This is a genomic window from Streptomyces yatensis (genome assembly GCF_018069625.1).
Classification (GTDB): domain Bacteria; phylum Actinomycetota; class Actinomycetes; order Streptomycetales; family Streptomycetaceae; genus Streptomyces; species Streptomyces yatensis.
On record NZ_CP072941.1, the window covers coordinates 4,034,578 to 4,059,715 of the forward strand.

Below are 25,138 nucleotides of genomic sequence, written 5' to 3' on the forward strand. Positions count from 1 at the left end.
TCAGGACACCCCCGCCGCATCCGCCCCCGCCCCCACCACGCCGGTCGTTCTCGGCGGAACCCTCAGCGCCGCGGCCACGAATGAGGCGAGCAGCGGGCGGCGGTCCTGTTCGTTCCAGGCGAGGACGAGGCGGCTGGGCGGGGCGTCGGATACCGGTACACCGACCAGGCCGGGCGGGAGCGGGTCGACGAGCGAGCGGGGAAGGACCCCGATCATCCGGCTCACTTTGATCATCTGGAGCAGCTGGACCACGTCGGCGACCTCCGGACCGGTGCCGTCGCCCCCGGGCACGCCCTTCCAGCGCGGCAGCGTCTCACCCTCCAGGTCGGCCATCCGTACCGAAGCGAGCCCGGCCAGGCGGTGTGTGGTGGGGACGATGGCCACCCGCTCCTCGGCGTGGAGGGTTTCGTGGTCCAGGCCGTGGAGATCGTCGAACGGTACGTAGAGCAGGCCGACGTCGGCGCGGCCGTCGAGCAGGAAGTCGGTGCGGTCGGCGGGGCCGCTGAAGAGGATGTCGACGCGGCGGGCATCGGGCTGGTGGGAGTACTCGGCCAGGATCCCGGACAGCAGACCGGCGTCGCCGCCGGGCTTGAGTACGAGCCGCAGGTGGGCCTGGGTGTCGACGGCGCGCCGGGCGCTGCGGACGGCGGCGGCGACCGCGTTGAGCGCGTGCCGTCCGTGCTCCTGCAACGCTTCCCCGGCCGGTGTGAGTTCGACGTGCCGGCTGGAGCGGAGGAACAGCGGGACGCCGAGCCGGGTCTCGATCCGCCGGATCGCCTTCGACAGCGCCGGCTGGGCGATCGAGAGCCGGGCGGCGGCCCGGCCGAAGTGCAGCTCGTCGGCGACGGCGACGAAGTACTCGAGCTCGCGGGTCTCCAGTTCAACCATGCCTGTAGGTTATCGCCGGATTCCATGCTGATCTTGGACACTTGCGGCAAGCGGTCGCAAGAATTGCCACATGATCCAGCACACGATGATCGTCTCCTTCGATCAGCCGCTGCCCGATACGGAACTCGACCAATACCTCGGGGATATCGAACGAGCCATGCTCGACACCGGCTTCGTGGAGTCGGTCGCGGCCCGCCGCCACCTTCCCGTCCCCGGCGAGGAGGCCATTCCCGCGCTGATCGCGACCGCGATCGTGCAGTTCTCCGTGGCCGACATCGACGCCCTGGCGAAGGGGTTCGCCGCGCCCGGCCTCCACGAGGTCATCCACCGCTGGCAGTCACGGCACCCGTACAAGGTCGCCTGGGCCAACCACGAGCCGCTCGCATGAGCGCCGCGCCCCGGAAGGTGGGACTGGTCACCGGCGCGGGCAGTGGGATCGGCCGCGCGGCGGCGCTGGAGTTCGCAAGGTGCGGAGCCGCGGTCGCCGTGCTCGACATCGACGAGAGCACCGCTGCCGAGACCACCGAGATGATCAGGGCGGACGGTGGGGAGGCGCTGGCCGTCCCCGTCGACATCGGCGACGAACACTCCGTGCGGGCGGCCGTCGAGCGTACGGTCGCGGAGTACGGGGGCCTCGACTTCGCCGTGAACAACGCCGGTTTGGCCTCCCATCACCGGCAGCTCGAGCAGATGACTCTGGACGAGTTCGAGCGGGTGGTTCATGTCAATCTGGCCGGAACCTTTCTGTGCATGAAGTACGAACTGCCCGCACTGCGCCGCCGCGAGGGCGGCGCGATCGTCAACATCGCCTCCAACGGCGGCTTGTACGCGATCCCGACCGCCCCCGCCTACGTGGCCGCCAAGCACGGCGTCGTCGGGCTCACCAAGGTCGCCGCGGTCGACTACGCGCCGGACCGCATCCGGGTCAACGCCGTCTGCCCCGGCCCGACCCGCACGCCCGGGTTCGAGCGGGTGGCGGCCGGTACGGACCTGATCGCCATGCAGGAGGCGATCACGCCGCTCGGCCGGATGGCCACCCCGGAGGAGGCCGCGGCCGCCGCCGTCTGGCTCTGCTCGGACGCCGCGTCCTACGTCACCGGCATCGCCCTGTCGGTCGACGGCGGACGGCGGGCCTGAGGAATCCGCCACGCGGGGGGACCGGCCCCTCCTGCGTCACCTCACCCCCGGCCCTCCGTCGCCCGTGCTTCTGCGGAGCCGGGTGCGGAGGGGCCGGGCTGTCGGGGCTCGAGTCAGCGAATCGCGCTCGGGCCCCGGCGTTCAGACGAACGGAATCGGATCATTGAGCACACCCGCGTTCCCCCACACGGGCGGGAAACCGCCCCGGAGCCTGTCCACGCCGACCGGCACCGCACTCGCCGTCGGCCTGGCGGTGATGACACTGGAAGGCTTCGATCTCGTCGCCTTCGGCGCGACCACACCCCTGCTGCTCGACTACCGGCCCTGGGACCTCACGGTCGCCCTGGTCGGCCTGCTGGGCAGCCTCACGCCGATCGGTATGCTTGTCGGCTCCCTGCTGGTCGGCCAGTTCACCGACCGGTTCGGCCGGCGCCGGACGACCCTGGTCAGTGCCGCGCTCGTCAGCGCCGGGATGTTCGCCTGCGCCGCGGCACCCCTGCCGTCCCTGTTCGGTGCGGGCCGTTTCGTCGTCGGGCTCGGCGCCGGTGCGATCTACCCGGCGATGGCCCCGCTGATCTTCGAACTCGCCCCTGACGGACGGAAGAATCTGTACTCGGGGATCGTGCAGTGCGGAACGCCCATCGGCGGCGCGTTCGCGGCCCTCGCCGCCAACACCTTGCTGAGCGGGCACGGTTTTCCTGCGGAGTATCTGGTCGGCGGGTTCGCCGGTCTGCTCGTGCTGCCCATGGCCTACGCCTGGCTGCCCGAGTCCACGGAATACCAGCGGGCGGTGACCACGTCGGCCCCGGCCCCCGGCAGCCGCGGTGTACGGCTGGTGCTGAAGCCGCCCTACCTCACCACCACACTGCTGTTCTGCGCCATGGCGGCCCTTTCGTTCCTGCTCATCTTCGGCATGAACACCTGGCTGCCGGAGCTGATGAGGACCGCGGACTATCCGCTGGGGTCCTCGCAGACCTTCCTCGTCCTGTTGAATCTCGGCGCCACCGTCGGCGGACTCGCCATGGCACTGCTGGCCGACCGTGCCGGGTCGAAGGGAGCGGTCACCGCCAGTTTCGCCCTCGGAGCCGCCGCGATCGTCGGCATGAGCGCCCAGCTGCCGCTGCCGGTGCTCTACGGCATCGTGATCCTCGGCGGCTGCGGCGCGGTCGGCGTCCAGGGGCTGCTCAATGTGTACATTGCCCGCACGTATCCGGTGACAGCGCGGGCCAGCGCGGTGGGCGTCGCGCTCGGAGTGGGCCGCATCGGCGCGATCGCCGGCCCCACGCTCGGCGGCTGGCTCCTCGCGGCCGACCTGGCACCCCGGTGGAACTTCATCCTCTTCGCCGTCCCCGCCGTCCTCGGCGCGGTCCTCGCCCAGGCGGCCGGCGGACGAACGCCCCACGGTCGCGGACGAATGCGACGAACGCCCCGCGACCATGGCCGTACCGCTCCCGCGCCGCGCGCCCAGCAGTCAACGGCCGGACGGACACCATGAACTGGGCTTCAGGGGCGCCCTGGTCAACGACCACACCCACGGCCGATACCTCGACGATCCCGCCTACGACGAGCTGTGGAGCGCGCTGGAAGAGCTCCAGGTGCCGTTGTACCTCCACCCCGGCTCGCTGCCTACGACGATTGGCACGTCATGCGCGGGCGGCCCGAGATGTACGGGGCCGGCTGGAGCTGGCAGGCCGGGACCGGCGGCCACGCCATGCGGCTGATCTATGCCGGAGCCTTCGACCGGCACCCCACCGCCACCCTGATCACGGAAAGTCTTTGGACCGTCCTGGTCGCCGGTGTACCGAACGGCCCCCGTTGGACTATGGCTGCCATCCTCCTTGCCACAATCATGGTCGCGTCGGACCAGGAGGACAGCGATGGTGAACGGGTGGGACGTGGCTGCGGCTGTCGGGACAGTCGCATCAGCGGCGGCGGCAGCGGTGGCCACAGGGCTGGTCGCCTGGCAGGCCCGGCTTGCACGTCGCGCAAACGCCAGCGCTCACGCCGTTGTGATCGACTCCGCGAAGGCGCGGCTGGACGCAGAGGCGCCGGATCTCGATGTCAGGGCCCTTGCCCCGGCATGGCCTCCGCTGAGTGATGCACAGGACAGTGCCTCCCTTCCGACGCGCGACACCGTTTGGAGCTTCCCAGGTGACGAGCGGAAGACGCTCGTGTGCACACTGGCGGTTGAACTCACCAACCGGGGCACGCGGGACGTTGAGGTGACGATCCACGGTGACGTCCGGCCGGTCGACGAGCTGGCGGATCCCGCGTGGCAGCCTGGCCAGCCGATTGAGGATTTCCTGATGCCCGGCAGAGAGCCGTATCGCTTCCATCTCCAGGGGACGCTGACGTTGCGGCAGTGGGCTGACAACCAGGACGCACAGGGACAAGGACGCCCCCTGCCGCATCGCATAGCCGGCGCCGTGATCGCCACGGACCGGCGTGATGAAGGGATCACCGATCGCTGGGAGTTGGTGATGACCGGATGCCCGATCGAACGGGTGCCAGGCGCCGCGGACCAATGGCGTCTGACCACCGATTCAGCGGTGCCCCAGTGGAAGATCCTCACCGTCGAACCGGTCGCCCGAGAGCGCACCTACTGGATCTCGCGCCGCCGGGGACTGGAATATCCGTCGGTCGAGGACATGCTCAACTGAACCCTCGCTCACAGCCAACGGTTCTCAACGCGATCCCCGGTGGCATCGCCTCGGCAGGTATCCGCCACGCCACATGCGACGACGTCTTAGCCACGGTCAGGGCCGCCATGTGCCGGCGAGCAGGCCGCCGACGTCCGCCGGCACATGGCGGGCCGGGCCGGGGGCGGCCGCGTCGTCGTCCTCACGCGGGTCATCGGAGCCGCTGGGCGGATGGGTGGTTCACCCGGTCGAGTGAACCGGCGGGGTTCGCGGCGCCGGTTCACTCCGAGCGTCCTTGCCGGTCAGTCCGCCTGCCCGTTCGGCCGCGGACTCGGTGGGGACCGGCGCGCGTTCCAGTCGGCGCGGCCGCCCGCGCCCAGGACTCCGGTGCCGGTGGTGAACTCGGCCCCGCTCGGGCGTCGCAACTCCCGCCGGGAGACGCGGGCGACGAGGGCGGGGAAGACCGGGCGCAGCGGCTGGCACCAGCGCAGCCAGGGCGGCGCGTGGACGGTGGGGGCGCGGCGGGCGATGCCGTCGGTGAGCAGGGCGGCCACCCGCTCCGGAGTCTGGACGCGGCGGGCGAACCGGGGCTGGTGTGCGCGCAGGGCCCGCAGCACCGGGTTGTCGTCGATGCCGCCGATCATGTCGGTGCCGGTCCAGTGCAGATAGGCGATGCCGACGGCAACGCCGTCGGGTTCGAGCTCGCAGCGCAGGGCTTGGGCGAAGGACTCGGCACCCGCCTTGGAGGCGCAGTACGCGCTCATCATGGGCGCGGAGCCGAACGAGGCGGTGGAGGCGACCTGGAGGAAGTAGCCGCGGGTGCGGGTGAGGTGGGGCAGGAAGGCCCTGGCGGTGTTGGCCGCGCCGGTCAGGTTGACGTCGACGACCCGCTGCCACAGGTCGGCCGCGGTGGTGCGGAAGGGCCCGCTGACGGCGATGCCCGCGTTGGCCACGACCACGTCGGCGGGGCCGAGCCGTGCCTCGACCTCGCGTGCGGCGGCGTCCAGGGCGGCCGGGTCGGTGACGTCCGCCTCGACGCACAGGGTGGGCGTCGGCAGTCCGGCCGCCGCCTCCCGCAGCCGCTCCTCCTCCCGGCCGAGCAGCGCCACCCGTGCACCGGCCTCGGACAGCGCGGCGGCTACGGCCGCGCCGACGCCGCGGGCGGCTCCGGTGACGACGGCCACGCGTCCGCGCAGCGGTGAGACGCCGGTGGGCGGGCCCGGGGGGCGGGCGATGCCGCGGCGGGCGATGCCGTAGCGGCCGATGCCGTGGCGGCCGAGTCCTCGTCCGCTTGTCCTCATGGTTCTGTTCTCCTGCCGACGGATCTTCCCCCACGGTTCTTCCGGCGTACTCGTCTCCGGTCTCGGTCTCCGGTCTCCGGTCTCCCGTCTCCCGTCTCCGAAGGAGCGGGTCCGGTCCGGCGGGACCGGATCGGTTCCACGGACGGCTCAGTCCGGCCGTACGCGGACGGCGGGTGTCCGCCCCCAGGTGGCCAGGGCTCTGAGGAGCGCGCCCCGCCCGCGGTGCGGCACCGTCCACAGCGTCTGCCCCCGCACCCCCCACCGCTCCAGCAGGGCGTTGGCCGCGAGGAAGCCGCTCGTCGCCGCCCGTTCCATGAGCGCCACGGGCAAGCCGGTGCGGACCACGTCGCCGGCCACGACCAGTCGAGGGTGCGGGGTGCGGACGGTGGGGCGGTCGCCGTAGCCGCCCACCGGGAACAGGGGGCAGTCGTCGTGCCACTCGTGGCGGGCGTCGACGACCGTGGCCGTGCCGGTCTCCGGGTAGACGCGGTGCAGTTGGTCGAGGAGACGCTTGTGTTCGACGTCCCGGGGGGCGTCGGGCGATACGGCGTAGGCGTGCAGTTCGACGACGGAGCCACCGGTGCGGGCGTTCCAGCGGGCCGCCTCGTCCTCGTAGCGTTCCAGCACGCTGATGTTGTCGAGGGTGCCGAAGCCGCTGGTGCCGAGGAAGCCGGGCCGGTCGGGTGCGACGGGCCGGTCCAGCCACAGGCGGCTGACCAGGAAGGGCGGTGCGGTGCGCAGCCGTCCGATCCGCTCGCGCCACGGCGGGTCGCCCAGCTGTGGGCAGCGTGCCACCAGCGAGCGCAGCCCCGCGGTGTCCAGTGCGAGGACGACCCCGTCGTGGCGGCGCTCGTCCCGGTCGGAGGCGACCACGAAACCGCCGTCCGGGACGGGCGCGATGTGCTCGACGGCCGTGCCGGTGCGCACCTCGGCGTGGTGGCGGGTCAGATAGCCGGCGAGCGGGTCCCACAGGGCGGCCGGGAAGGGGGCGCGGGGGACGTCGAACAGCAGCCCTTCGGCGGAGCCGAGGAAGTAGATGTGGAACGTCAGCGCCATCTCGGCCGCCGACAGCTCCCGCGGGTCGGCGAAGAAGCTGCGGGAGAACACCTCGAAGGCGAGGTGACGGGCGCCTTCGGGGAAGCGCACCGCGTCCAGGAAGTCATGGGCGCTGGTGCCGTCCAGGCGTTCGTACACCTCCGGCACGCGCACGTCGAGCAGGGGCAGGGCGGCCACGGGGTCGAAGGCGCGCAGGTCCGCGAGCCGGAAGGAGGGACTGAGCGCCACGAAGCCGAGCGCGCTGAACGGCGGGGTGCGCGGGACGTGCCGGAAGCTGTCGTGCAGGCCGTCGGCGTTGCGCAGCGGGTAGTCCGGGAGGCCGGTGAGCCGCTCCAGGCCGGGGTCGGTCCGGCGCAGCAGTCCACGCAGGTTGTAGTACTGACGGAAGAACGCGTGGAAGCCGCGGCTCATGGTCACCGTGGTGCCGTCGCGCAGTGCGGTCGGCCATCCGCCGACCCGCCCGCCGAGGTAGGGCCGCTTCTCGTACAGGGTGACGGCCACCCCGCGCTCGGCGAGCGCGGTGGCGGCGGCCAGGCCGGCGATGCCCGCGCCGACCACCGCCACCGACGGCGGGGGCCCCGGCACCCGGGGGACGCCGGGCCGGGCCGGCAGCGTCCGGGCCCGCCGGTCGCGTCCCGGGCGCGCGGCACCCCGGCGCGGGGCCCTCATGCGCCCTCCCGCCGGTCGCATCCCCGGCGCGCGGCACCCCGGCGCGGGGCCCTCATGCGCCCTCCCGCCGGTCGCATCCCCGGCGCGCGGCACCCCGGCGCGGGGCCCTCATGCGTCCCCCCGCCGGTCGCATCCCCGGCAGGCGACGTGGGGCCCTCATGCGTCCTCCCGCCGGTCGCATCCCCGGCGGGCGACGAAGGTGTGGGCGATGCCCGTCTGCCAACCCGGCAGCGGCAGGGCGCGGATCCGGTCGAAGCCGGCCGTGTCGAGGCGCCGCGCGAACCGCCCGGCAGTGTCGAACTCCAGCACACTGCGCCACAGGTGCCGGTAGAGCGGCCCGTCCCCCAGCAGGGTCGCCACGGGCTGTACGACGCCCCGGCACACCAGCGTCCACACCGCGCGATCGGCTCGCCGCCCGCGGAGGGCGTACTCGTGCACGCCGAGCCGGCCGCCCGGCCGCAGCAGCCCGCGCACGCCGGCGAGGACGGCGTCGGGGTCGGTGACGTTGCGGAAGAGGTACGCCGCGAAGACCGCGTCGAAGGGGCCGCGTACCCCGGCCTCGGCCAGCCGTTCTGCGGGGGCGTGCACAAAGGTCACCCCGTCCGCCCACGGCTTGGCCGCGGCCCGCCGGAGCATGCCGGCCGAGGCGTCCACGGCCGTGATGTCGGCGGCGGGCAGGACGCACCGCAGGGCGGCGGTGGAGGCGCCGGTGCCGCAGCCGAGGTCGAGCAGGCGCAGCCCCTGCCCATGTCCGGGCAGCCCGAGCCGGCGCACCGAGCGGCGCAGATGGGCGTGGTAGCCGGGATTGGCGGCCACGAGCGTGTCGTAGCTGCGGGAGGCGTGGTCGAAGGCGGCGGCGAGGCACTCGTCGCGCAGCAGCGTCATGCGGTCTCCGTGGGGGGCGGGGCGGGCGGGTCCGACGTGGGAGGTGGCGGAGTGGCGGGAGGAGGCGCCGGCGGATGCGGCGGAGTGGCGGGACGCGCGGGCGGATGCGGCGGAGTGGCGGGACGCGCGGGCGGATGCGGCGGAGTGGCGGGGCGCGCCGCCGGATGCGGCGACGCGGGGAGGTCGAAGCGGCGGCGGGGCAGGCGGGGCAGCTCCAGGGCGGAGCGCAGCATCGGCCCGACGGGCGTGCGCAGGCCGATGGACACGTCCTCGTGCAGGCGGGTGCCGCCGTCGAGAAAGCGCAGCAGCCGTGCCATGGGCACGCGGGCGAACAGGCGGCTGAACAGCTCTGGGCCGTCGGCCCGGCCGCTGTCCAGGGCGCGCAGCAGGACCGCGTCCATGGCACGGGAGCGCACCGAGTGGGCGGCGGGCGGCACCGGGCGGCGCCCACGGCGCAGGGCGTCGGCGACGGCCCGGGTCTGGCGCTGCAGTCCGGCGAAGGTGTAGCCGGTGGCGGGGCGGGTGGCTCCGCCGGCGGCGCCGATGGGGAAGACCGAGGCGCCGGCCTGCCGGGGGACCGGCGCGTCCGTCATCGGGATGACGCCGGTCTCAGTGGCCAGGACCTGCCGTTCGCCGAGCCGCAGCACCTCGTCGGCGTAGTGGCGTACGGCGGCCTCGTAACGGTCCGGGGTGAGGGTGCGCGCGGAGAACTCGGTGTACTCCACGAGCGCCTCGTACGGCCCGAGCGGCAGGACGTAGCCGAAGGACAGGCCGTGGGCGGGCTGCGGGGTACGGAAGTCCATCAGCTCCACCGCGGCCGGGTCGAAGGCGGGCCGGGCGGTGCGCACGACCCAGCCGTGGAAGTGCTGCAGCAGGGTGGTGCGAGCGGCCGGCAGGCTGCTCGGGGGGCGGGAGTCCAGCACCCAGCGGGCGCTGAGCACCCGCGCCCGGCCATCGGTGTCCCTCAGGTGGACGTGAGCGCCACCGGGCACGTCCTCCACCGTTTCGACGGTGGCTTCCAGGCGCCGGACGTTGGGGCTGCGGGCCAGGTCCCGGGAGACCAGGCGCTCGAAGTCGACGGAGCGGATCATTCGGTAGCGCAGCGGGGCGATGTCCCCCTCGACCGGGGCGCCGGTGCGCGGACGCACCCTCAGCCGCCGCCACTCGGCCCGCACCGCCGCGTCGAACCGCCCGGGTCCCGCCGCCCAGTAGCACCAGGTGCGCGGCGGCGGGCGCAGCGGACCGGGCGGCGCGTCCACCAGCACCACGGACGGTGTGCGCAGGCCGGGTACGCGTCCGGCGAGCCGGTGGGCCAGCGACAGCCCGGCGGCGCCCGCTCCCACAACGGCCACGTCCGTCTCCGGCACGATGCCTCCCTTCCTCGGTCTGGTGCCGTGCCGTCGGGTGCTCCCGCGCGGCCGGGCGGGTGGGGCACACGGCACCCGTTCCGGGCCGTCTTGGCCTGGTTTTCCCAAATTGTGTACCCCGGCGGACGCAGGACGCCCCCTGACGGCGAGCGCCCGGGCGCCGGACACGGCACCGTGAAGGGGCGGTGGTCGCCACGCGCGTGAGGCGTTCGCATATCCGTCCGCACCGCCCGCGCCGAAGCAGACGTGTGACGAGAACGTCGGACACGACGGACACGACACACGACGGACACGACGGACACGACGGACACGACGGACACGACGGACACGACGGAGGGAACCGGAATGCGTCCCACCCACGCGAAGGACCACCCCGCGACCGCGCCGTCGCACCCGGTCGCGGTGGCCAAGGCGCCCGTGCCGTCACTCGCGCGCGGGCCAGTGGCCGACGGCGACGCAGGACACGGCGCGACGGAGGCGTGGACCGCGGCGGGCGGGCCGCTGCCCACCGGGTCCGCCGAGGTGCGCCAGGTCGACGCCGACGTGCCCGGCGCCGTCGGCCGGGTGCTCGACCATGTGCTGGCGGAACGCCTGCACCGCGCTCGGCCGGCGGATCCGCTGTTCGCCGAGGAGCTGGCCGAACGGGTGACACGCTTCACCCTGAAGGGCGGCAAACGCACCCGCGCGCAGCTGGTGTGGTGGGCCGCGCGGGCCTGCGCCGGCCGGGATCCGGCGTCCGCGGCAGCGGCCCTGCGGATCGGCGGCGCCCTGGAACTGCTCCAGACCTGCGCGCTCGTCCACGACGACGTGATGGACCGGGCGGTGCTGCGGCGCGGCCGGCCCGCGCTCCACACGGACCTGGCCGATCGCCACGCCGGCCGGGTGGGGGCCGAGCGGGCCGAGCGGTTCGGGCAGTCGGCCGCGGTCCTCGCCGGGGATCTGGCGCTGGCCTGGGCCGACGACCTGGTGGTGGAGACGCCGCTGGCACCCACGGCCGGGGCGGTGGTGCGGCGGCTGTGGAGCGATCTACGCACGGAGATGGTGGCGGGCCAGTACCTGGACGTACGGGGCCAGATCACCGCCGCGCGGTCCCTGGCCCGCGCGCTGCGCGCCGCCTGCCTGAAGAGCGCCCTGTACTCGGTGGAGCGGCCCCTCACCCTGGGGGCCGCCGTGGCGGGCGCGGACGAGGCGACACTGCGCCGGCTGTGCGACGCCGGACGATGCGTCGGCCTGGCGTTCCAGCTGCGCGACGACCTGGACGACGTCTTCCGCGGCCCGCGGGAGACCGGCAAGGCATGCGGCGGCGACATCCGGGAGGGCAAGCCGACCTATCTGGTCGCGGTCGCCCGTGCGCGGGCCGAGGCCGCCGGCGACGGCGCCGCGCTCGCCGTGCTGGAGCGGTGGCTCGGTGACGCGGCGCTCACCGAGCGCGGCCTGGACGAGGTGCGGGACGTACTCATCGCGACAGGGGCGCGGGCCACCGTGGAGACCACGATCGACCGGCTCGCCGCGCGGGGTCTTGGGCACTTCGACAGCGCCCGGCTCGACCCGGAGGGCACCGGCCCGCTGCGGGATCTGCTGCTCGCGACGGCCGGGGCGCGGCCGGGTCAGGACGCCGCCGTACGCCCGCGGCCCGCGCACGATCCGGGCGGGACTCGGCCCCGCGGCACCGAGGGGACCGGCCGATGACCCGCGCCCTGCCCGGTCCCACGGACCACGTGGTGGTCGTCGGCGCCGGACTCGCCGGGCTGTCGGCGGCGCTGCACCTGCTGGGCGCCGGACGCCGCGTCACCGTCCTCGAACGCGAGGACCTGCCCGGCGGCCGGGCCGGACGGCTCGACCTGGCCGGCTACCGGATCGACACCGGGCCCACCGTGCTGACCATGCCGGAGCTGGCCGACGAGGCGTTCGCCGCCGTCGGCGACAGCCTGTGCGAGCGGGTCCACCTGGTCCCGCTGCACCCGGCCTACCGGGCCCGCTTCGCGGACGGCAGCAGCCTCGACGTCCACACCGGGGCGGACGCGATGGCCGCGGAGGTGGAACGGTTCGCCGGGCCGGCCGAGGCGGCGGGCTACCGGCGGCTGCGCGACTGGCTGGAGCGGCTGTACCGGGCGCAGCTGCGCCGGTTCATCGACGTCAACTTCGACTCGCCGCTCGGCCTGCTCAACGCCGACCTCGCCCGGCTGGCCGCGCTGGGCGGCTTCGGCCGCCTCGACGCCCGGATCGGCCGCTTCCTGAACGACGAGCGGCTGCGCCGGGTGTTCTCCTTCCAGGCCCTGTACGCGGGTGTGCCCCCGGCGCGGGTGCTGGCCGCCTACGCGGTCATCGCCTACATGGACACCGTCGCCGGCGTGTACTTCCCCCGGGGCGGCATGCACGCCCTTCCGCGGGCGATGGCGGAGGCGGCCACCGACGCGGGCGCCGAGCTGCGGTACGGGCAACGGGTGACCCGCCTGGAACGGTCGGGCGAGCGGATCACCGCCGTCGTCACCGACACCGGCCGCATCCCGTGCGACGCGGTGATCCTCACCCCGGACCTGCCCGTCGCCTACCGGCTGCTCGGCCGTCGGCCACGCAGACCGCTCGGGCTGCGCCACTCCCCCTCCGCGGTCGTGCTGCACATCGGCACGGACCGCACCTGGCCCCAACTCGCCCATCACACGCTGTCGTTCGGCGCGGCATGGCACACCACGTTCGACGAACTCGCCCGTGCCGGACGGCTGATGAGCGACCCGTCGCTGCTCATCACCCGGCCCACCGCCACCGACCCCGGCCTCGCGCCGCCCGGCCGCCACCTGCACTACATCCTCGCCCCCTGCCCCAACACCGCTATCGGCCCGCACGCGGCGGCCTGGTCCGACCTCGGCCCGCGCTACCGGGACACGCTGCTGCGGGAGCTGGAGCGCCGCGGACTGGACGGCATCGAAGCCGCCATCGAGGAGGAGTGCCTGATCACCCCGGCCGACTGGCACACCCGAGGCCACGCCGCCGGGACACCCTTCTCGGCCGCCCACACCTTCGCCCAGACCGGCCCGTTCCGGCCCCGCAACCTGGTGCGCGGGACGGAGAACGCGGTGCTGGCCGGCTGCGGCACCACACCCGGCGTCGGCGTACCGACCGTGCTGCTGTCGGGAAAGCTGGCCGCGGCCCGCGTGACCGGCGTACCCGGACGCGGGACCACCCGCCCGCGGCCCTCCACGACGTCCGCCCTCCCGGCGAGGGCTGCCCATCCGGCGAGGGCCGACGCCCCGGCGACCGCCGACCTCCCGCCGAGGGCCGGCCTCTCGGCGCCCACCAGCCCCCCGGCGACCGCCGACCTCCCGGCAACCCCCAGCCTCCCGACGAGGGCCGGAGCCCCGGCCAGGGCCGACCTCCCGACGACCGCCGACCCCCCGGCAACCGCCAGCCCCCCGGCGACCACCGCCCACCCGGCAACCCCCAGCCTCCCGACGAGGGCCGGAGCCCCGGCCAGGGCCGACCTCCCGACGACCACCGCCCTCCCGACGAGGACCGGTGCCCCGACGACCACCGCCCACCCGGCGACCGCCGCCCGCCCGGCGACCACCGCCCACCCGACGAGGGCCGGTGCCCCGGCCCGCCCGGGTTCCCCGGCCCCGTCCGTGTCCCTGGCGGCCGTCACGCGGGAGGCGGCGGCCGCCCCACGAGCGCCTGAGACACCTCGCCCCTGCCCGACCGGCGCGCCGGAGCCGCCGGCCTCCTCACCGCAGTCCCCGGCCTCCTCACCGCAGCCCCCGGCCTCCTCACCGCAGCCCCCGCCCGCCGCGCTTCAGCCCCCGGTGCCGGAGAGCCCCCCGGCCGACCCGACCGACCCGACGGCCCCCGCGATCGAAGGCAGGACCGGATGACCGATCGAGAGCTCGACGCGGCGGGTATCACCGATCCGGCGCTGCGTGCGGCCTACCGCCACTGCCGCGCCCTGAACGCCCGGCACGGCAAGACCTACTTCCTCGCCACCCGGCTGCTGCCCGTCGAGCGCCGACCCGCCGTGCACGCCCTGTACGGCTTCGCCCGCTGGGCCGACGACATCGTCGACTCCCTCGACTCCGGCGCCGGACCGGATATGCGGGTGCGGGCGCTGAGCCGGCTCCAGGGGGAGCTGGAGGAGGGGCTGCGGCGGGGCGACAGCGGCGAGCCGGTGGTGCGCGCGCTCGCCGACACCGCCCGCCGCTACGCCATCGACCACGCCCACTTCCGGGACTTCATGACCGCCATGCGCTCCGACCTGGTGGTGACGGCCTACCCCACCTACGCCGACCTGCGCGCCTATATGCACGGCTCGGCCGCGGTGATCGGGCTCGAGATGCTGCCGGTGCTGGGCACGGTGGTGCCGCGGGAGGAGGCCGCGCCGTACGCCGCGGCGCTCGGCGTCGCCTTCCAGCTGAGCAACTTCCTGCGGGATGTCGGCGAGGACCTGGACCGCGGGCGCGTCTATCTGCCCGCCGACCTGCTCGCCGGTCACGGCGTGGACCGGGAGTTGCTGGTCCGGAGCCGCGCGACGGGCCATCCGGACCGCCGGATCACCGCCGCGCTCAAGGAGTTCGAGGCGCTGACCCGCGGCGTGTACCGGACGGCGGTGCCCGGCATCGAACTGCTCGAACCGGTGGCGCGCCCCTGCATCCGCACGGCGACCGTCCTGTACGGCGGCATCCTGGACACCGTCGCCCGCGACGGCTACGCCGTGCTGCACCGGCGGTCGGCGGTGCAGCGGCGGCACCGGGCGGTGGTCGCCGTCGACGGGCTGGCCCGGGTGGCGGCGGCCCGGCTGCGGGCGCGCACCGGCCCCGGAGACCGGCCGCCCGCCCGCGCCCGCCCCCTGCCCGCGGCCGCGCCCCCGCCGGCGATGGCCGTCTGCTCCGCCGAGGAGGTCGCGTGAACCGCCGTCGCCTCCCGTTGACGCTGCGTCATCACGCCGTGCCCTGGGAGCGTCAACGGCCCACCTGGCGCGAGGCCCGGCCCGCGGTGATCGCCGGGGCGCTGAAGCGGGCGCAGGCCCGCCCGTCCGGGAACTGGTACGTCGTCGGCGCCTCCCGCGCCCTGCGGGGGGACGCCAAGCCGGCGTCGCGGACCGTGGCGGGTCAGGAGGTCGTGGTCTGGCGCGGCCCCGGCGGGCGCCTCGTCGGCGGACCGGGGATCTGCCCGCACCTGGGGGCGCCGCTGCGGGACAGCCCGGTGCGCTGCGGCACGCTGGTGTGCCACTGGCACGGGCTGGCCCTGGACGGCAGCCCGTACGCGGGCTGGTCGCCGCTGCCGGTGCACGACGACGGGGTGCTGGTGTGGGTGCGGCTGGACACCGTCGGCGGGGAGGAGCCGCTGGACGCACCCGTCGTACCGCGGCGGCCCGAGCCCGCCCGCGCCCTGACGGCCGTCTACACCGGGGTGGGTGTCTGTGAGCCCGAGGACGTGCTGGCCAACCGGCTCGATCCATGGCACGGGGCGTGGTTCCACCCCTACTCGTTCGTCGATCTGACGGTGGTGGACGCGCCTGGCGGACCGGCCCGCGCGGCGGACGGCGGCGCGGACGCCCTCACCGTCGACGTGTCCTTCAAGGTGGCGGGCCGGCTGGTCGTGCCGGTCCGTGCCGTCTTCACGGCACCCGAACCCCGCACCGTCGTCATGCGCATCACCGAGGGCGAGGGCGCGGGCTCCGTCGTGGAGACCCATGCCACCCCGCTCGGCGCGGACGACTCCGGCCGCCCCCGCACCGCCGTCATCGAGGCGGTGGTGACCGCCTCGGACCGCCCGGGCTTCGCCGCCGCCCGCCGGGCCGCGCCCCTGCTGCGTCCCCTGATGCGCGCCGCGGCCGGCCGGCTGTGGCGGGACGACCTGGCCTACGCCGAGCGGCGCTGGCAGCTGCGCTCGACGGGCCGCTTCCCGGGCTGAGCGGCGCGCGAGGCGTTCCCGAGCCCGTTCCAGAACCCGGCCGGAAGCCGCCTCGGGTGCGAGATGCGCGGAGGCGGCCGCTGGAACACCTCGAGCTGGTTGTGATCACCCTCCCTGTGACGCGCGTTCCGCAAAAGGCCCACCCAAAGGTCGTTACGTGGGGCCGTAACGGGGGACGAATTGGCGTGGAGCTGATACGAGAGGAATACTCAAAAGGGAGTTTCCCGAAGATCGGAGGAATCCATGATCGCCCTCGGGATCATTCTCCTCATCGTCGGCTTTGTGACCGGCATCTCCGTCCTGTGGACCATTGGCATCATCCTTCTCGTCATCGGAGCGATCCTCTGGGTCCTGGGCGCCGCCGGGCACGCGATCGGTGGGCGTCGGCACTACTGGTAGGCGTCGGCACTACTGGTAGCAGAGCCGTCGACGCGCGCCGGAGAAGTGAGACTCGGCCCCCGCTCAGGTAACCGGCGGGGCAGACGAAAGCCGAGACCAGGACAGCGTTGAGGGCTCGACCGGCGCGCGCCGGTCGAGCCCTCAACCCATTCCATTCAGTGTCGGGTCGGCAAGACGGTGCCTCCAGGGCCGACCAGGGGTCCGTGACTCATGCGTCGGAGTAGCTGAAGTCGCCAACGGTCCAGCCGCTGACGTCCTTGATCGCGACGCGGTACATCCCGCCCGTCTCGGGGATCCCGATGCTTCCTTGCAGGATTCGGGCGACATGAAAATGCAGATGGGTGGGCGGCCCAGCGCGGTCCGGCCGGTCCTGCGTCTCGTCGGCGGTGAAGACGCCGGAGAAGGGGCCGAGGCGGTCCGAGTCCCTCAGGATCTCCGACACCCGCTGCCTCCACACGGCTTCGGGAGCCAACCGTCCGGTGATGACGGCGCCGCCGGTGACCACGGTCAGGGACATCTGATTGCTCCGCTCGGACTCCACCATGGCGGCCAGGTCGACGAGCAGTTCGTCAGCGTTCGACATGAGAGCCGATTTTATTCGTCCGTCCGGCCGGGTGTACCCCACTGGGCGCGACGGCCCCGGCGGAGGGCCTCCTGCGCGGGCCGCGGCACGGCCACCGCGACGTTGTCCGGCCCGGTCACGGAGGACGGCCGTGAAGGGCCGGCGCCGGGCCGAACCGACCCGGCGTCGCCGGCCGCGCTTACCGCGGAGACCTCATCTCCCCAGGTCAGCGATGGGGAGGAGTTCATACGTTGAAGCGGAACTCCACCACGTCCCCGTCCTGCATCACATAGTCCTTGCCCTCCATGCGGGCCTTGCCCGCCGAGCGGGCATCGGCCACCGAGCCGGTGGTGACGAGGTCCTCGTAGGAGATGACCTCGGCCTTGATGAACCCCTTCTGGAAGTCGGTGTGGATCACACCGGCCGCCTCGGGGGCCGTGGCGCCCTTCTTGATGGTCCAGGCGCGGGATTCCTTGGGGCCGGCGGTGAGGTAGGTCTGCAGGCCCAGGGTGTCGAAGCCGACGTGGGCGAGGGTGGCGAGGCCGGGTTCTTCCTGGCCCACGGACTGGAGGAGCTCGAGGGCCTCGTCCTCGTCCAGCTCGGCGAGGTCGGCCTCCAGCTTGGCGTTGAGGAAGATCGCCTCGGCGGGGGCGACGAGGGCGCGCTGCTCGGCCTTGAAGGACTCGTCGGTGAGCTCGTCCTCGTCGACGTTGAAGACGTAGAGGAAGGGCTTGGTGGTGAGCAGGTGCAGCTCGTGGAGGAGGGCGGCGCGCTCGCTGCCCTGGACGATGCCGGCGGAGAAGAGAGTGCGGCCCTCGTCGAGGATGGCCTTGGCCTCCTCGACGGCCTTGACCTGGGGCTGCTTGTCCTTCTTGATCCGGGACTCCTTGACCAGGCGCGGCAGCACCTTCTCGATGGTCTGGAGGTCGGCGAGGATCAGCTCGGTGTTGATCGTCTCGATGTCGCTCTTGGGCGAGATCTTGCCGTCGACGTGGACGACGTTCTCGTCCTTGAAGGCGCGGATGACCTGGCAGATGGCGTCGGACTCACGGATGTTCGCCAGGAACTTGTTGCCCAGGCCCTCGCCCTCCGAGGCGCCCTTGACGATGCCCGCGATGTCGACGAAGTCGACGGTGGCGGGGAGCTTGCGGGCCGAGCCGAAGATCTCGGCGAGCTTGTCCAGGCGGGGGTCGGGGACGCCGACCACGCCGACGTTGGGCTCGATGGTGGCGAACGGGTAGTTGGCCGCCAGCACGTCGTTCTTGGTCAGGGCGTTGAAAAGGGTCGACTTGCCGACATTCGGCAGACCGACGATTCCGATCGTGAGCGACACGTTGGCGACTTCCCGTAACTTCCCGTGGTCGGGATGTGAGGACAGAGGACGGACCCCGGCGGGGCCGGTCCACCAGTCTACGGGGCCGCCCCCGATCGCCCGGCCGATCACCCAGCCGGGCTGACAATCGGTCGAACACACTGCCAAGGTCCTGCGAAGGGCGTGTCCAAGACCGGATTCCCGCCCTCCGGCCGCCTACGTTGGTCGGGTGGAGCAATACAGCACGCGTACGCCGCGCCGCGCGGCGGCCCCGCCGCCCCGCCCGGCCGCGGACGACACGTACACCGGCCGGAGCCGAGGCGCCGGTCAGGGCCGTGGACGGCCCGGTGGCGCGGCCCGGGACGTCCGGCCGCCCGCGCGGCGGACGGGGCCGTCCGGTCCGGCCGCGGCGCTGCCCGCCGCGCTGCGGCGGGCCCGGGGGCTGTCCCTTCCGGACCCCCGGCTGACCGGGCTGGGCGCGGGGCTGCTGACCGCGCTCACCATGCTGGGCATCGGCTGTCTGGACGCGCTGCTGTTCTCCGGCTCACCCACCGTGTACAGCGTGCTCTTCCTGCCGGCCTGCGCGGCCTGCGGGCTGTGGGTGCGCCCCGCCGATCTGCTGGCGGCGCCGGTGACGGCGCCGCTGGCCTATACGGTCGGGCTGCTGCCGATCAACGACGGGTCGGCCGGCTTCAGCGGACAGGCGGTGGGGGTGTTCACCGCACTGTCGCTGCAGGCCGGCTGGCTCTACGCGGGGACGCTGCTGACCGTGGTGATCGTGCTCGTACGGCGGGCGGTGCTGGTCACCCGGCGTCGTCGGCAGCAGCGGCCGCGGCCATCGCGGCCCCCACGATCCCCGCGTTATTCTGCAGCTGCGCAGGCACGATCTCGGCCCTGACGCCCTCGATCAGCGGCAGGAACTTGTCCGCCTTACGGCTCACCCCGCCGCCCAGCACGAAGAGCTCCGGCGAGAACAGCATCTCCAGGTGATGGAGGTACTTCTGCACCCGGCGCGCCCAGTGCGACCAGCTGAGCTCGTGATCGTCCTTGGCCTTGGTCGAGGCCCGCTTCTCCGCCTCGTGGCCGTCCAGCTCCAGATGGCCCAGCTCGGTGTTGGTGAGCAGATGGCCGTCGGTGAAGAGCGCGCTGCCGATGCCGGTACCGAGGGTGAGTACGATCACGGTGCCCTTCACGCCGCGGGCGGCGCCGAAGGCCACTTCCGCGACCCCGGCCGCGTCCGCGTCGTTCAGCACCGTGACGGGGCAGTGCAGCCGCTCGCCGAGCTGTGACGCCAGATCGGTGCCGATCCAGCTCTTGTCGACATTCGCGGCGGTAAGAGTGACACCGTTCTTCACCACACCCGGGAAGGTCACCCCGACCGGCCGCCCGGACCAGCCGAAATGCCGGACGACCTCCACCACACCGTCCAGGACCGCCTCGGGCGTGGACGGATGCGGGGTGAGCACCTTATGGCGCTCCTCCGCGAGCTCACCCCGGTCCAGGTCCACCGGGGCGCCCTTGATGCCCGAACCGCCGATGTCGATGCCGAACACCTTCGCCGCGGACGCCCCCGTGGCCCCCTGGTCCTGCGTCACCGCTGCGGTCCCTCCGCCTCGGCGGCGACCGCCGCGGCCGCCGGCTCACCGGCCGCCGGCTCACCGGCCTCCGGCTCACCGGCGGACGTCGCGGCCGCTGCCGCCTCCGCCCGCAGGTCCCGGCGCAGCTCCTTGGGGAGCGAGAAGGTCAGGGACTCCTGCATCGGCTGGACGACCTCGACATCGCCGAAGCCGCGCTCGGCCAGCCACTCCAGGACGCCCTCGACGAGCACGTCCGGAACGGAGGCGCCCGAGGTCACGCCGACCGTGGTGACGCCCTCCAGCCATGCCTCGTCGATCTCGCTCGCGTAGTCGACCAGATGGCCGTCCTTGGCGCCCGCGCCGATGGCGACCTCCACCAGCCGCACCGAGTTGGAGGAGTTCTTGGAGCCGACCACGATGACCAGGTCGGACTCGGCGGCCACCTGCTTGATGGCGATCTGGCGGTTCTGGGTGGCGTAGCAGATGTCGTCGCTGGGCGGGCTGATGAGCTGCGGGAAGCGCTCCTTGAGCGCGTCCACGGTCTCCATGGTCTCGTCGACGGAGAGGGTGGTCTGGGAGAGCCAGACGACCTTGGACTCGTCGCGCACATCGACGTTCTTCACATCGTCGGGGCCGTCGACCAGGGTGATGTGCTCCGGGGCCTCACCGCTGGTGCCGATGACCTCCTCATGGCCCTCGTGACCGATCAGGAGGATGTCGTAGTCCTCCTTGGCGAACCGGACTGCTTCCTTGTGGACCTTGGTCACCAGCGGACAGGTGGCGTCGATGGTGGCCAGCTTGCGCTCGGCGGCCTCCTCGTGGACCACCGGCGCGACACCGTGCGCCGAGAAGATCACGATGGAGCCCTCGGGCACCTCTTCCGTCTCGTCGACGAAGATGGCGCCCTTTTTCTCCAGGGTCCGGACGACGTACTTGTTGTGGACGATCTCCTTGCGCACATAGATCGGCGCGCCGTACTGCTCCAGGGCCTTCTCGACGGCGATCACGGCACGGTCGACACCGGCACAGTAGCCACGGGGGGCCGCGAGCAGGACCCTTCGGGCGGAGGTTGCAGTCATGTCCCCCATGGTAGGGGCGATGACCCCGGGGTCTGTCGGTGGTGACCGATACCCTCGCGGTCATGGCTGTCAACACGTCCGCGGAGGCGCCGATCCCGGTCGGCGAGGTGTCCCGGCTGATCGGAAGCTGGATCGACCGGCTCGGCGCGGTGTGGGTCGAGGGGCAGATCACCCAGCTGTCCCGGCGCCCGGGCGCCGGTGTGGTGTTTCTGACCCTGCGCGACCCCAGTTACGACATCTCGCTGACCGTCACCTGCTTCCGCGCCGTCTTCGACCGCATCGCGGACACGGTGCGCGAGGGCGCGCGGGTCGTGGTGCACGCCAAGCCGGAGTGGTACGCGCCGCGGGGCCAGCTGTCCCTGCGGGCCGCCGAGATCCGCCCGGTGGGCGTGGGCGAACTGCTCGCGCGGCTCGAGCAGTTGAAGAAGGCGCTGGCGGCCGAGGGGCTGTTCGCGGCCGAGCGCAAGAAGCCGCTGCCCTTTCTGCCGCAGCTGATAGGGCTGGTCTGCGGGCGCGCCTCGGCCGCCGAGCGCGATGTGCTGGAGAACGCACGGCTGCGCTGGCCCGCCGTCCGCTTCGAGGTGCGCAATGTGGCGGTGCAGGGGGTGCACGCGGTGCCGCAGGTGATCGAGGCGGTCAAGGAGCTCGACGCGCTGCCGGAAGTGGACGTGATCGTGGTGGCGCGCGGCGGCGGCAGTGTGGAGGATCTGCTGCCGTTCTCCGATGAGCAGCTGGTGCGGGCGGTGGCCGCGTGCCGTACGCCGGTGGTCTCCGCGATCGGCCATGAGCCGGACTCACCGCTGCTCGACCTGGTCGCCGATCTGCGCGCCTCCACGCCCACCGACGCGGCGAAGAAGATCGTGCCGGATGTGGGCGAGGAGCTGATGCGCGTCCAGCAGCTGCGGGAGCGCGCGCTGCGCAGTGTGCACGGGCTGCTGGACCGGGAGGAGCGGGGGCTGGCCGCCGCGCTGGCCCGGCCCTGCATGCGGGAGCCGCACCGCATGGTGGACGAGCGGGCGGAGCGGATCACGGCGGTGCTGGAGCGCGCCCGCCGCTGCCTGGGCCATCTGCTGGACCGGGCCGACTCCGAGCTGGCCCACACCCAGGCGCGGGTGGTGGCCCTCTCCCCCGCCGCGACGCTGCGGCGGGGCTATGCGGTGCTGCAGCACCCCGACGGCTCGGTGGTGCGGGCGGCCGACGAGGTCACGGAGGGCGAGGAGCTGCGCGCGCGGGTCGCCGAGGGCGAGTTCCGGGCGCGCGTCGCTGTCGGTCCGGCTGAATAGGGTGAGGGGCATGGCGAAGACGGACGAGCAGGCCCAGCAGACCGCGCGGAGCGACGCCCCGGGGGCGGAGACCACGCTCGGCTATGAGCAGGCGCGGGACGAGCTGGTCGAGGTGGTCCGCCGGCTGGAGGCGGGCGGCACCAGCCTGGAGGAGTCGCTCGCGCTGTGGGAGCGGGGCGAGGAGCTGGCCAAGGTCTGCCGCCGCTGGCTGGAGGGCGCGCGGGCACGGCTGGACGCGGCGCTGGCGGACGAGACGGATGCGGACGCGGAAGGGGACGGCGAGGGCGAGGAGCGCCCGCCCGAGGGGTGACCGCCGGCGGTTTGCCGCTCACCGCTTGCCGTTCACCCCTTGTTGCTCGCCGCCGACCGGCCGGGCTGGGTGCTGCCCGGCGCCGCGCGGCCGGGTTCGGTTGTTGCCCGCCGTCGCACGGCCGTCGATGACCGGCCGCGCCCGATCACCCGCCGTCGTACGGCCGCACTCGATGCAGCGCGCCCGGTCCTCGCGCGCTGCGCACCATGTGATTCAGAGCACCTTCCGCACCCTGCGCCAACTTTTTAGTTGAACATTAATCTAAGCGCCGTACAGTAGAGGCCGTCAGCGATATCCCCGCTTATGCAGAGGTTTCTTCCATGGCACTCGTACTCGACCCCGCCGCTCAGGACCTTCTCTTCCGTGAGGCCCGCACCGCGAACACCTTCACCGACGAGCCGGTCACCGAGGAGCAGGTGCAGGCGATCTACGACCTGATCAAGTACGCGCCGACCGCGTTCAACCAGTCGCCGCTGCGCGTTGTGCTGGTCCGTTCCCCCGAGGCCCGTGAGCGGCTGGTCCAGCACATGGCCGAGGGCAACCAGGCCAAGACCTCCACCGCCCCGCTGGTCGCGATCCTCGCCGCGGACAACGAGTTCCACGAGGAGCTCCCCGCGCTCTTCCCGCACTTCCCGCAGGCGAAGGACGTCTTCTTCTCCGAGCGCGCCGCCCGTGAGCAGGCCGCCGCGCTCAACGCCTCGCTGCAGGCCGGTTACTTCATCCTGGGCATCCGCGCCGCCGGTCTCGCCGCCGGCCCGATGACCGGTTTCGACGCCGCCGGGGTCCAGAAGGAGTTCCTGGACGAGGACCACACCCCGCTGGTGGTCATCAACATCGGCAAGCCGGGCGAGGACGCCTGGTTCCCCCGTGGCCCGCGCCTGGACTACGACCAGGTCATCACCACGGTCTGAGCCACCACAGACCACACGCCGAAGGGCGTGGTCCGGACCGCCGGTCCGGACCACGCCCTTCGGTCGTCGCGCTCAGCCCTTCTTCTCGGTGAGCGCGCCGGCCATCTTCGTCAGCTGCCCGTACGACGCCGTCCCGGTGACCACCGTGGTCACGCCCGGCTCCTGGCGCACCAGCGCGTCGTACTTGTCGCCCTCGTAGCGGACCCACTCCTCGCCGTCGATCCGCTGGACGCGCTTCGTCTGCCGCGCCTGCTGTGTGACCTCTTCCACGAACGGCACGGGCTTGCCGTCGCTCTGCTCGACCGCGATGTACTCCTCGTCCTGGTCGAGGAAGCCGAGGTGCCAGAGCGCGCCGTCCGGCTCGGCGGCCGGGCGGTAGGTCACCGACGTCGCACGCCAGCCCTTGGGCAGGCTCCCGGGCTCGGGGGCGGCCACCGGGTACGGGGCGGCGCGGCGGGCCGTGTCCAGCTCCACGCGGTAGTCCACCGTCTTCACCCCGGAGCCCTTGGCGCCCTCGTCGTGCGGGATGCCGAAGAGGTAGATGGCCGCCGCGACGACGCCGATCGCCGCCAGCGACAGCACCATGTCCCGGACCGTCTCTTTGCCACGCATACCTGCCACGCCCCCTATCGTCCCTCATCCGGTCGCCGCACCTCGCAACAGGGCCGTGCTCATGCGTGGGGCTGTCTGCTCACTTAGCCAATCAGCGGATAAAGTCATGAACACCCTCACCCTCCTAGCCCCACGCGGGAAGGAGGGACCTCCCGGTCCGTCGCCGTACAGAAAGGTGCGCTCCGATGACCGAGCATCATCTCCCCTCCCAGCTCGAGGTCAGCCCCGAGGCTCCCGATCGCAACCTCGCCCTGGAACTCGTCCGGGTCACCGAGGCGGGTGCCATGGCCTCCGGCCGCTGGGTGGGCCGCGGCGACAAGAACGGCGCCGACGGCGCCGCCGTGAAGGCCATGCGCTCCCTCGTGCACACCGTCTCGATGAACGGCGTCGTCGTCATCGGAGAGGGGGAGAAGGACGAGGCCCCGATGCTCTTCAACGGTGAGCGCGTGGGCGATGGCACCGGCCCGGAGTGCGACGTGGCCGTGGACCCCGTGGACGGCACCACGCTCACCGCGAAGGGCATGGCCAACGCCGTCTCCGTGCTCGCGGTCGCCGAGCGCGGCACCATGTTCGACCCGTCGGCCGTCTTCTACATGGACAAGCTGGTGACCGGCCCCGACGCCGCCGAGTTCGTCGACATCACCGCTCCCCCTGGCGTGAACATCCGCCGGATCGCCAAGGCCAAGAAGTCCAGCCCCGAGGACGTCACCGTCGTGGTCCTCGACCGGCCGCGCCACGAGGGCATCGTCAAGGAGATCCGGGAGGCGGGCGCCCGGATCAAGTTCATCTCCGACGGCGATGTGGCCGGCGCGATCATGGCCGCGCGCGAGAGCACCGGCGTGGACCTGCTGCTGGGCGTCGGCGGTACACCGGAGGGCATCATCGCGGCCTGTGCGATCAAGTGCCTCGGCGGCACCATCCAGGCCAAGCTGTGGCCGAAGGACGACGAGGAGCGGCAGCGCGCCCTGGACGCGGGCCACGACCTCGACCAGGTCCTCGAGACCGACGACCTGGTCAGCGGCGACAACGTGTTCTTCGTCGCGACCGGCATCACGGACGGGGATCTGCTGCGCGGGGTGCGGTACCGCGCGGAGACCGCCACCACCCAGTCGCTGGTCATGCGGTCCAAGTCCGGCACCATCCGGCAGATCGACTCCACCCACCGGCTGGCCAAGCTGCGCGCCTACGCCGCTGTCGACTTCGAACGGCCCAGCTGAGCGCGCGGTACGTCACACAGACAGCGGGTAACG

Annotated in this window: 24 protein-coding genes and 1 pseudogene; 15 read left to right on the forward strand and 10 right to left on the reverse strand. The window is 73.2% G+C overall.

Translation table 11 applies throughout. The annotated features are described in order from the left end of the window. Entirely contained in the window at positions 1-888 is an 888-nt protein-coding gene (locus J8403_RS16410) for a LysR family transcriptional regulator (RefSeq protein ID WP_211123837.1), read from the reverse strand. A 70-nt stretch (positions 889-958) separates the two neighbouring features. On the opposite strand from J8403_RS16410, the gene J8403_RS16415 reads away from it, so the two are divergent. The 5 genes from J8403_RS16415 to J8403_RS16435 all read left to right on the forward strand — a co-directional run bounded on the left by J8403_RS16415 (position 959) and on the right by J8403_RS16435 (position 4,685). Next, positions 959-1,276, forward strand: a complete 318-nt coding sequence (locus J8403_RS16415) for a hypothetical protein (protein ID WP_211123838.1) — start codon at positions 959-961, stop codon at positions 1,274-1,276. After that, positions 1,273-2,025: an SDR family NAD(P)-dependent oxidoreductase gene (locus J8403_RS16420; protein WP_211123839.1), complete on the forward strand. Its 753-nt coding sequence runs from the start codon at positions 1,273-1,275 to the stop codon at positions 2,023-2,025. The genes J8403_RS16415 and J8403_RS16420 overlap by 4 nt, the downstream gene beginning before the upstream one ends. Positions 2,026-2,188: 163 nt before the next feature. Continuing rightward, the gene (locus J8403_RS16425; protein ID WP_211123840.1) at positions 2,189-3,520 is read left to right on the forward strand and encodes an MFS transporter; all 1,332 of its coding nucleotides are present in this window, start codon (positions 2,189-2,191) and stop codon (positions 3,518-3,520) included. Continuing rightward, positions 3,462-3,746, forward strand: a complete 285-nt coding sequence (locus tag J8403_RS16430; protein WP_246585863.1) for an amidohydrolase family protein — start codon at positions 3,462-3,464, stop codon at positions 3,744-3,746. Before J8403_RS16425 ends, J8403_RS16430 begins: the two co-directional genes overlap by 59 nt. Positions 3,747-3,902: 156 nt before the next feature. Continuing rightward, entirely contained in the window at positions 3,903-4,685 is a 783-nt protein-coding gene (locus J8403_RS16435) for a hypothetical protein (protein ID WP_211128723.1), read from the forward strand. 281 nt (positions 4,686-4,966) lie between these two features. Here J8403_RS16435 and J8403_RS16440 read toward each other — a convergent pair whose 3' ends face one another. The 4 genes from J8403_RS16440 to J8403_RS16455 all read right to left on the reverse strand — a co-directional run bounded on the left by J8403_RS16440 (position 4,967) and on the right by J8403_RS16455 (position 9,942). Next, complete coding sequence (locus J8403_RS16440) at positions 4,967-5,965, reverse strand: SDR family oxidoreductase (protein ID WP_246585864.1); 999 nt, start codon at positions 5,963-5,965, stop codon at positions 4,967-4,969. Between the two features lie 147 nt (positions 5,966-6,112). Then, the gene (locus J8403_RS16445) at positions 6,113-7,690 is read right to left on the reverse strand and encodes an FAD-dependent oxidoreductase (RefSeq protein ID WP_211123841.1); all 1,578 of its coding nucleotides are present in this window, start codon (positions 7,688-7,690) and stop codon (positions 6,113-6,115) included. Positions 7,691-7,846: 156 nt separating this feature from the next. Continuing rightward, positions 7,847-8,575, reverse strand: coding sequence for a class I SAM-dependent methyltransferase (locus tag J8403_RS16450; protein ID WP_211123842.1), 729 nt, complete (start codon positions 8,573-8,575; stop codon positions 7,847-7,849). Further along, the gene (locus tag J8403_RS16455; protein WP_246585865.1) at positions 8,572-9,942 is read right to left on the reverse strand and encodes a lycopene cyclase family protein; all 1,371 of its coding nucleotides are present in this window, start codon (positions 9,940-9,942) and stop codon (positions 8,572-8,574) included. Before J8403_RS16455 ends, J8403_RS16450 begins: the two co-directional genes overlap by 4 nt. Positions 9,943-10,287: 345 nt before the next feature. On the opposite strand from J8403_RS16455, the gene J8403_RS16460 reads away from it, so the two are divergent. The 5 genes and pseudogenes from J8403_RS16460 (at position 10,288) to J8403_RS16480 (ending at position 16,242) form a co-directional block, all read left to right on the forward strand. Further along, positions 10,288-11,631: a polyprenyl synthetase family protein gene (locus J8403_RS16460; protein ID WP_211123843.1), complete on the forward strand. Its 1,344-nt coding sequence runs from the start codon at positions 10,288-10,290 to the stop codon at positions 11,629-11,631. Further along, positions 11,628-13,166: pseudogene (locus J8403_RS16465) on the forward strand (phytoene desaturase); the annotation flags it as partial. The gene J8403_RS16460 and the pseudogene J8403_RS16465, both read left to right, overlap by 4 nt. 638 nt (positions 13,167-13,804) lie before the next feature. Next, positions 13,805-14,836: a phytoene/squalene synthase family protein gene (locus J8403_RS16470; RefSeq protein ID WP_211123844.1), complete on the forward strand. Its 1,032-nt coding sequence runs from the start codon at positions 13,805-13,807 to the stop codon at positions 14,834-14,836. Further along, positions 14,833-15,843 (forward strand): Rieske (2Fe-2S) protein, encoded by a 1,011-nt coding sequence (locus J8403_RS16475; RefSeq protein WP_211123845.1) that lies wholly within the window; start codon positions 14,833-14,835, stop codon positions 15,841-15,843. Before J8403_RS16470 ends, J8403_RS16475 begins: the two co-directional genes overlap by 4 nt. Positions 15,844-16,086: 243 nt before the next feature. After that, positions 16,087-16,242 carry a DUF6131 family protein gene (locus tag J8403_RS16480; protein ID WP_211123846.1) on the forward strand — a complete coding sequence of 52 codons (156 nt, stop codon included), beginning with the start codon at positions 16,087-16,089 and terminating at the stop codon, positions 16,240-16,242. A gap of 208 nt (positions 16,243-16,450) precedes the next feature. Here the strand turns inward: J8403_RS16480 and J8403_RS16485 are convergent, their stop codons facing one another. Together J8403_RS16485 and ychF are read right to left on the reverse strand one after the other, a co-directional pair. Beyond that, positions 16,451-16,825, reverse strand: a complete 375-nt coding sequence (locus J8403_RS16485) for a hypothetical protein (RefSeq protein ID WP_211123847.1) — start codon at positions 16,823-16,825, stop codon at positions 16,451-16,453. Between the two features lie 223 nt (positions 16,826-17,048). Further along, positions 17,049-18,137, reverse strand: coding sequence for a redox-regulated ATPase YchF (gene ychF, locus J8403_RS16490; protein ID WP_211123848.1), 1,089 nt, complete (start codon positions 18,135-18,137; stop codon positions 17,049-17,051). A gap of 208 nt (positions 18,138-18,345) precedes the next feature. Between ychF and J8403_RS16495 the strand changes: the two genes are divergently transcribed. Next, positions 18,346-19,014 carry a DUF6542 domain-containing protein gene (locus J8403_RS16495; protein WP_211123849.1) on the forward strand — a complete coding sequence of 223 codons (669 nt, stop codon included), beginning with the start codon at positions 18,346-18,348 and terminating at the stop codon, positions 19,012-19,014. Here J8403_RS16495 and ppgK read toward each other — a convergent pair. After that, complete coding sequence (gene ppgK, locus J8403_RS16500) at positions 18,920-19,711, reverse strand: polyphosphate--glucose phosphotransferase (protein ID WP_211123850.1); 792 nt, start codon at positions 19,709-19,711, stop codon at positions 18,920-18,922. The genes J8403_RS16495 and ppgK overlap by 95 nt on opposite strands. Next, positions 19,708-20,781: a 4-hydroxy-3-methylbut-2-enyl diphosphate reductase gene (locus tag J8403_RS16505; RefSeq protein WP_211123851.1), complete on the reverse strand. Its 1,074-nt coding sequence runs from the start codon at positions 20,779-20,781 to the stop codon at positions 19,708-19,710. The genes ppgK and J8403_RS16505 overlap by 4 nt, the downstream gene beginning before the upstream one ends. Before the next feature lie 53 nt (positions 20,782-20,834). Between J8403_RS16505 and xseA the strand changes: the two genes are divergently transcribed. The 3 genes from xseA (at position 20,835) to J8403_RS16520 (ending at position 23,276) form a co-directional block, all read left to right on the forward strand. Further along, a complete protein-coding gene (gene xseA, locus J8403_RS16510; RefSeq protein WP_211123852.1) occupies positions 20,835-22,055 on the forward strand; it encodes an exodeoxyribonuclease VII large subunit in 1,221 nt (406 codons plus the stop codon). Between the two features lie 10 nt (positions 22,056-22,065). Further along, entirely contained in the window at positions 22,066-22,365 is a 300-nt protein-coding gene (locus J8403_RS16515) for an exodeoxyribonuclease VII small subunit (protein WP_211123853.1), read from the forward strand. 320 nt (positions 22,366-22,685) lie between these two features. Continuing rightward, positions 22,686-23,276 carry a malonic semialdehyde reductase gene (locus tag J8403_RS16520; RefSeq protein ID WP_211123854.1) on the forward strand — a complete coding sequence of 197 codons (591 nt, stop codon included), beginning with the start codon at positions 22,686-22,688 and terminating at the stop codon, positions 23,274-23,276. Positions 23,277-23,348: 72 nt separating this feature from the next. Here J8403_RS16520 and J8403_RS16525 read toward each other — a convergent pair whose 3' ends face one another. Beyond that, a complete protein-coding gene (locus tag J8403_RS16525; RefSeq protein ID WP_211128281.1) occupies positions 23,349-23,888 on the reverse strand; it encodes a DUF4245 domain-containing protein in 540 nt (179 codons plus the stop codon). 185 nt (positions 23,889-24,073) lie between these two features. Between J8403_RS16525 and glpX the strand changes: the two genes are divergently transcribed. Beyond that, positions 24,074-25,105 (forward strand): class II fructose-bisphosphatase, encoded by a 1,032-nt coding sequence (gene glpX, locus J8403_RS16530; protein ID WP_211123855.1) that lies wholly within the window; start codon positions 24,074-24,076, stop codon positions 25,103-25,105. The last annotated feature ends 33 nt before the right edge of the window (positions 25,106-25,138 follow it).

Excerpts from the sequence above, each read along its gene's own strand:
- xseA (WP_211123852.1), top strand. The coding sequence starts at position 20,835 with ATGGCTGTCAACACGTCCGCGGAGGCGCCGATCCCGGTCGGCGAGGTG.
- J8403_RS16430 (WP_246585863.1), top strand. The coding sequence starts at position 3,462 with ATGGCCGTACCGCTCCCGCGCCGCGCGCCCAGCAGTCAACGGCCGGAC.
- J8403_RS16415 (WP_211123838.1), top strand. The coding sequence starts at position 959 with ATGATCCAGCACACGATGATCGTCTCCTTCGATCAGCCGCTGCCCGAT.
- J8403_RS16480 (WP_211123846.1), top strand. The coding sequence starts at position 16,087 with ATGATCGCCCTCGGGATCATTCTCCTCATCGTCGGCTTTGTGACCGGC.
- J8403_RS16445 (WP_211123841.1), bottom strand. The coding sequence starts at position 7,690 with ATGAGGGCCCCGCGCCGGGGTGCCGCGCGCCCGGGACGCGACCGGCGG.
- J8403_RS16435 (WP_211128723.1), top strand. The coding sequence starts at position 3,903 with ATGGTGAACGGGTGGGACGTGGCTGCGGCTGTCGGGACAGTCGCATCA.
- J8403_RS16460 (WP_211123843.1), top strand. The coding sequence starts at position 10,288 with ATGCGTCCCACCCACGCGAAGGACCACCCCGCGACCGCGCCGTCGCAC.
- J8403_RS16520 (WP_211123854.1), top strand. The coding sequence starts at position 22,686 with ATGGCACTCGTACTCGACCCCGCCGCTCAGGACCTTCTCTTCCGTGAG.
- J8403_RS16515 (WP_211123853.1), top strand. The coding sequence starts at position 22,066 with ATGGCGAAGACGGACGAGCAGGCCCAGCAGACCGCGCGGAGCGACGCC.
- J8403_RS16505 (WP_211123851.1), bottom strand. The coding sequence starts at position 20,781 with ATGGGGGACATGACTGCAACCTCCGCCCGAAGGGTCCTGCTCGCGGCC.
- J8403_RS16440 (WP_246585864.1), bottom strand. The coding sequence starts at position 5,965 with ATGAGGACAAGCGGACGAGGACTCGGCCGCCACGGCATCGGCCGCTAC.
- J8403_RS16410 (WP_211123837.1), bottom strand. The coding sequence starts at position 888 with ATGGTTGAACTGGAGACCCGCGAGCTCGAGTACTTCGTCGCCGTCGCC.
- J8403_RS16420 (WP_211123839.1), top strand. The coding sequence starts at position 1,273 with ATGAGCGCCGCGCCCCGGAAGGTGGGACTGGTCACCGGCGCGGGCAGT.
- J8403_RS16470 (WP_211123844.1), top strand. The coding sequence starts at position 13,805 with ATGACCGATCGAGAGCTCGACGCGGCGGGTATCACCGATCCGGCGCTG.
- glpX (WP_211123855.1), top strand. The coding sequence starts at position 24,074 with ATGACCGAGCATCATCTCCCCTCCCAGCTCGAGGTCAGCCCCGAGGCT.
- J8403_RS16485 (WP_211123847.1), bottom strand. The coding sequence starts at position 16,825 with ATGTCGAACGCTGACGAACTGCTCGTCGACCTGGCCGCCATGGTGGAG.
- J8403_RS16525 (WP_211128281.1), bottom strand. The coding sequence starts at position 23,888 with ATGCGTGGCAAAGAGACGGTCCGGGACATGGTGCTGTCGCTGGCGGCG.
- J8403_RS16450 (WP_211123842.1), bottom strand. The coding sequence starts at position 8,575 with ATGACGCTGCTGCGCGACGAGTGCCTCGCCGCCGCCTTCGACCACGCC.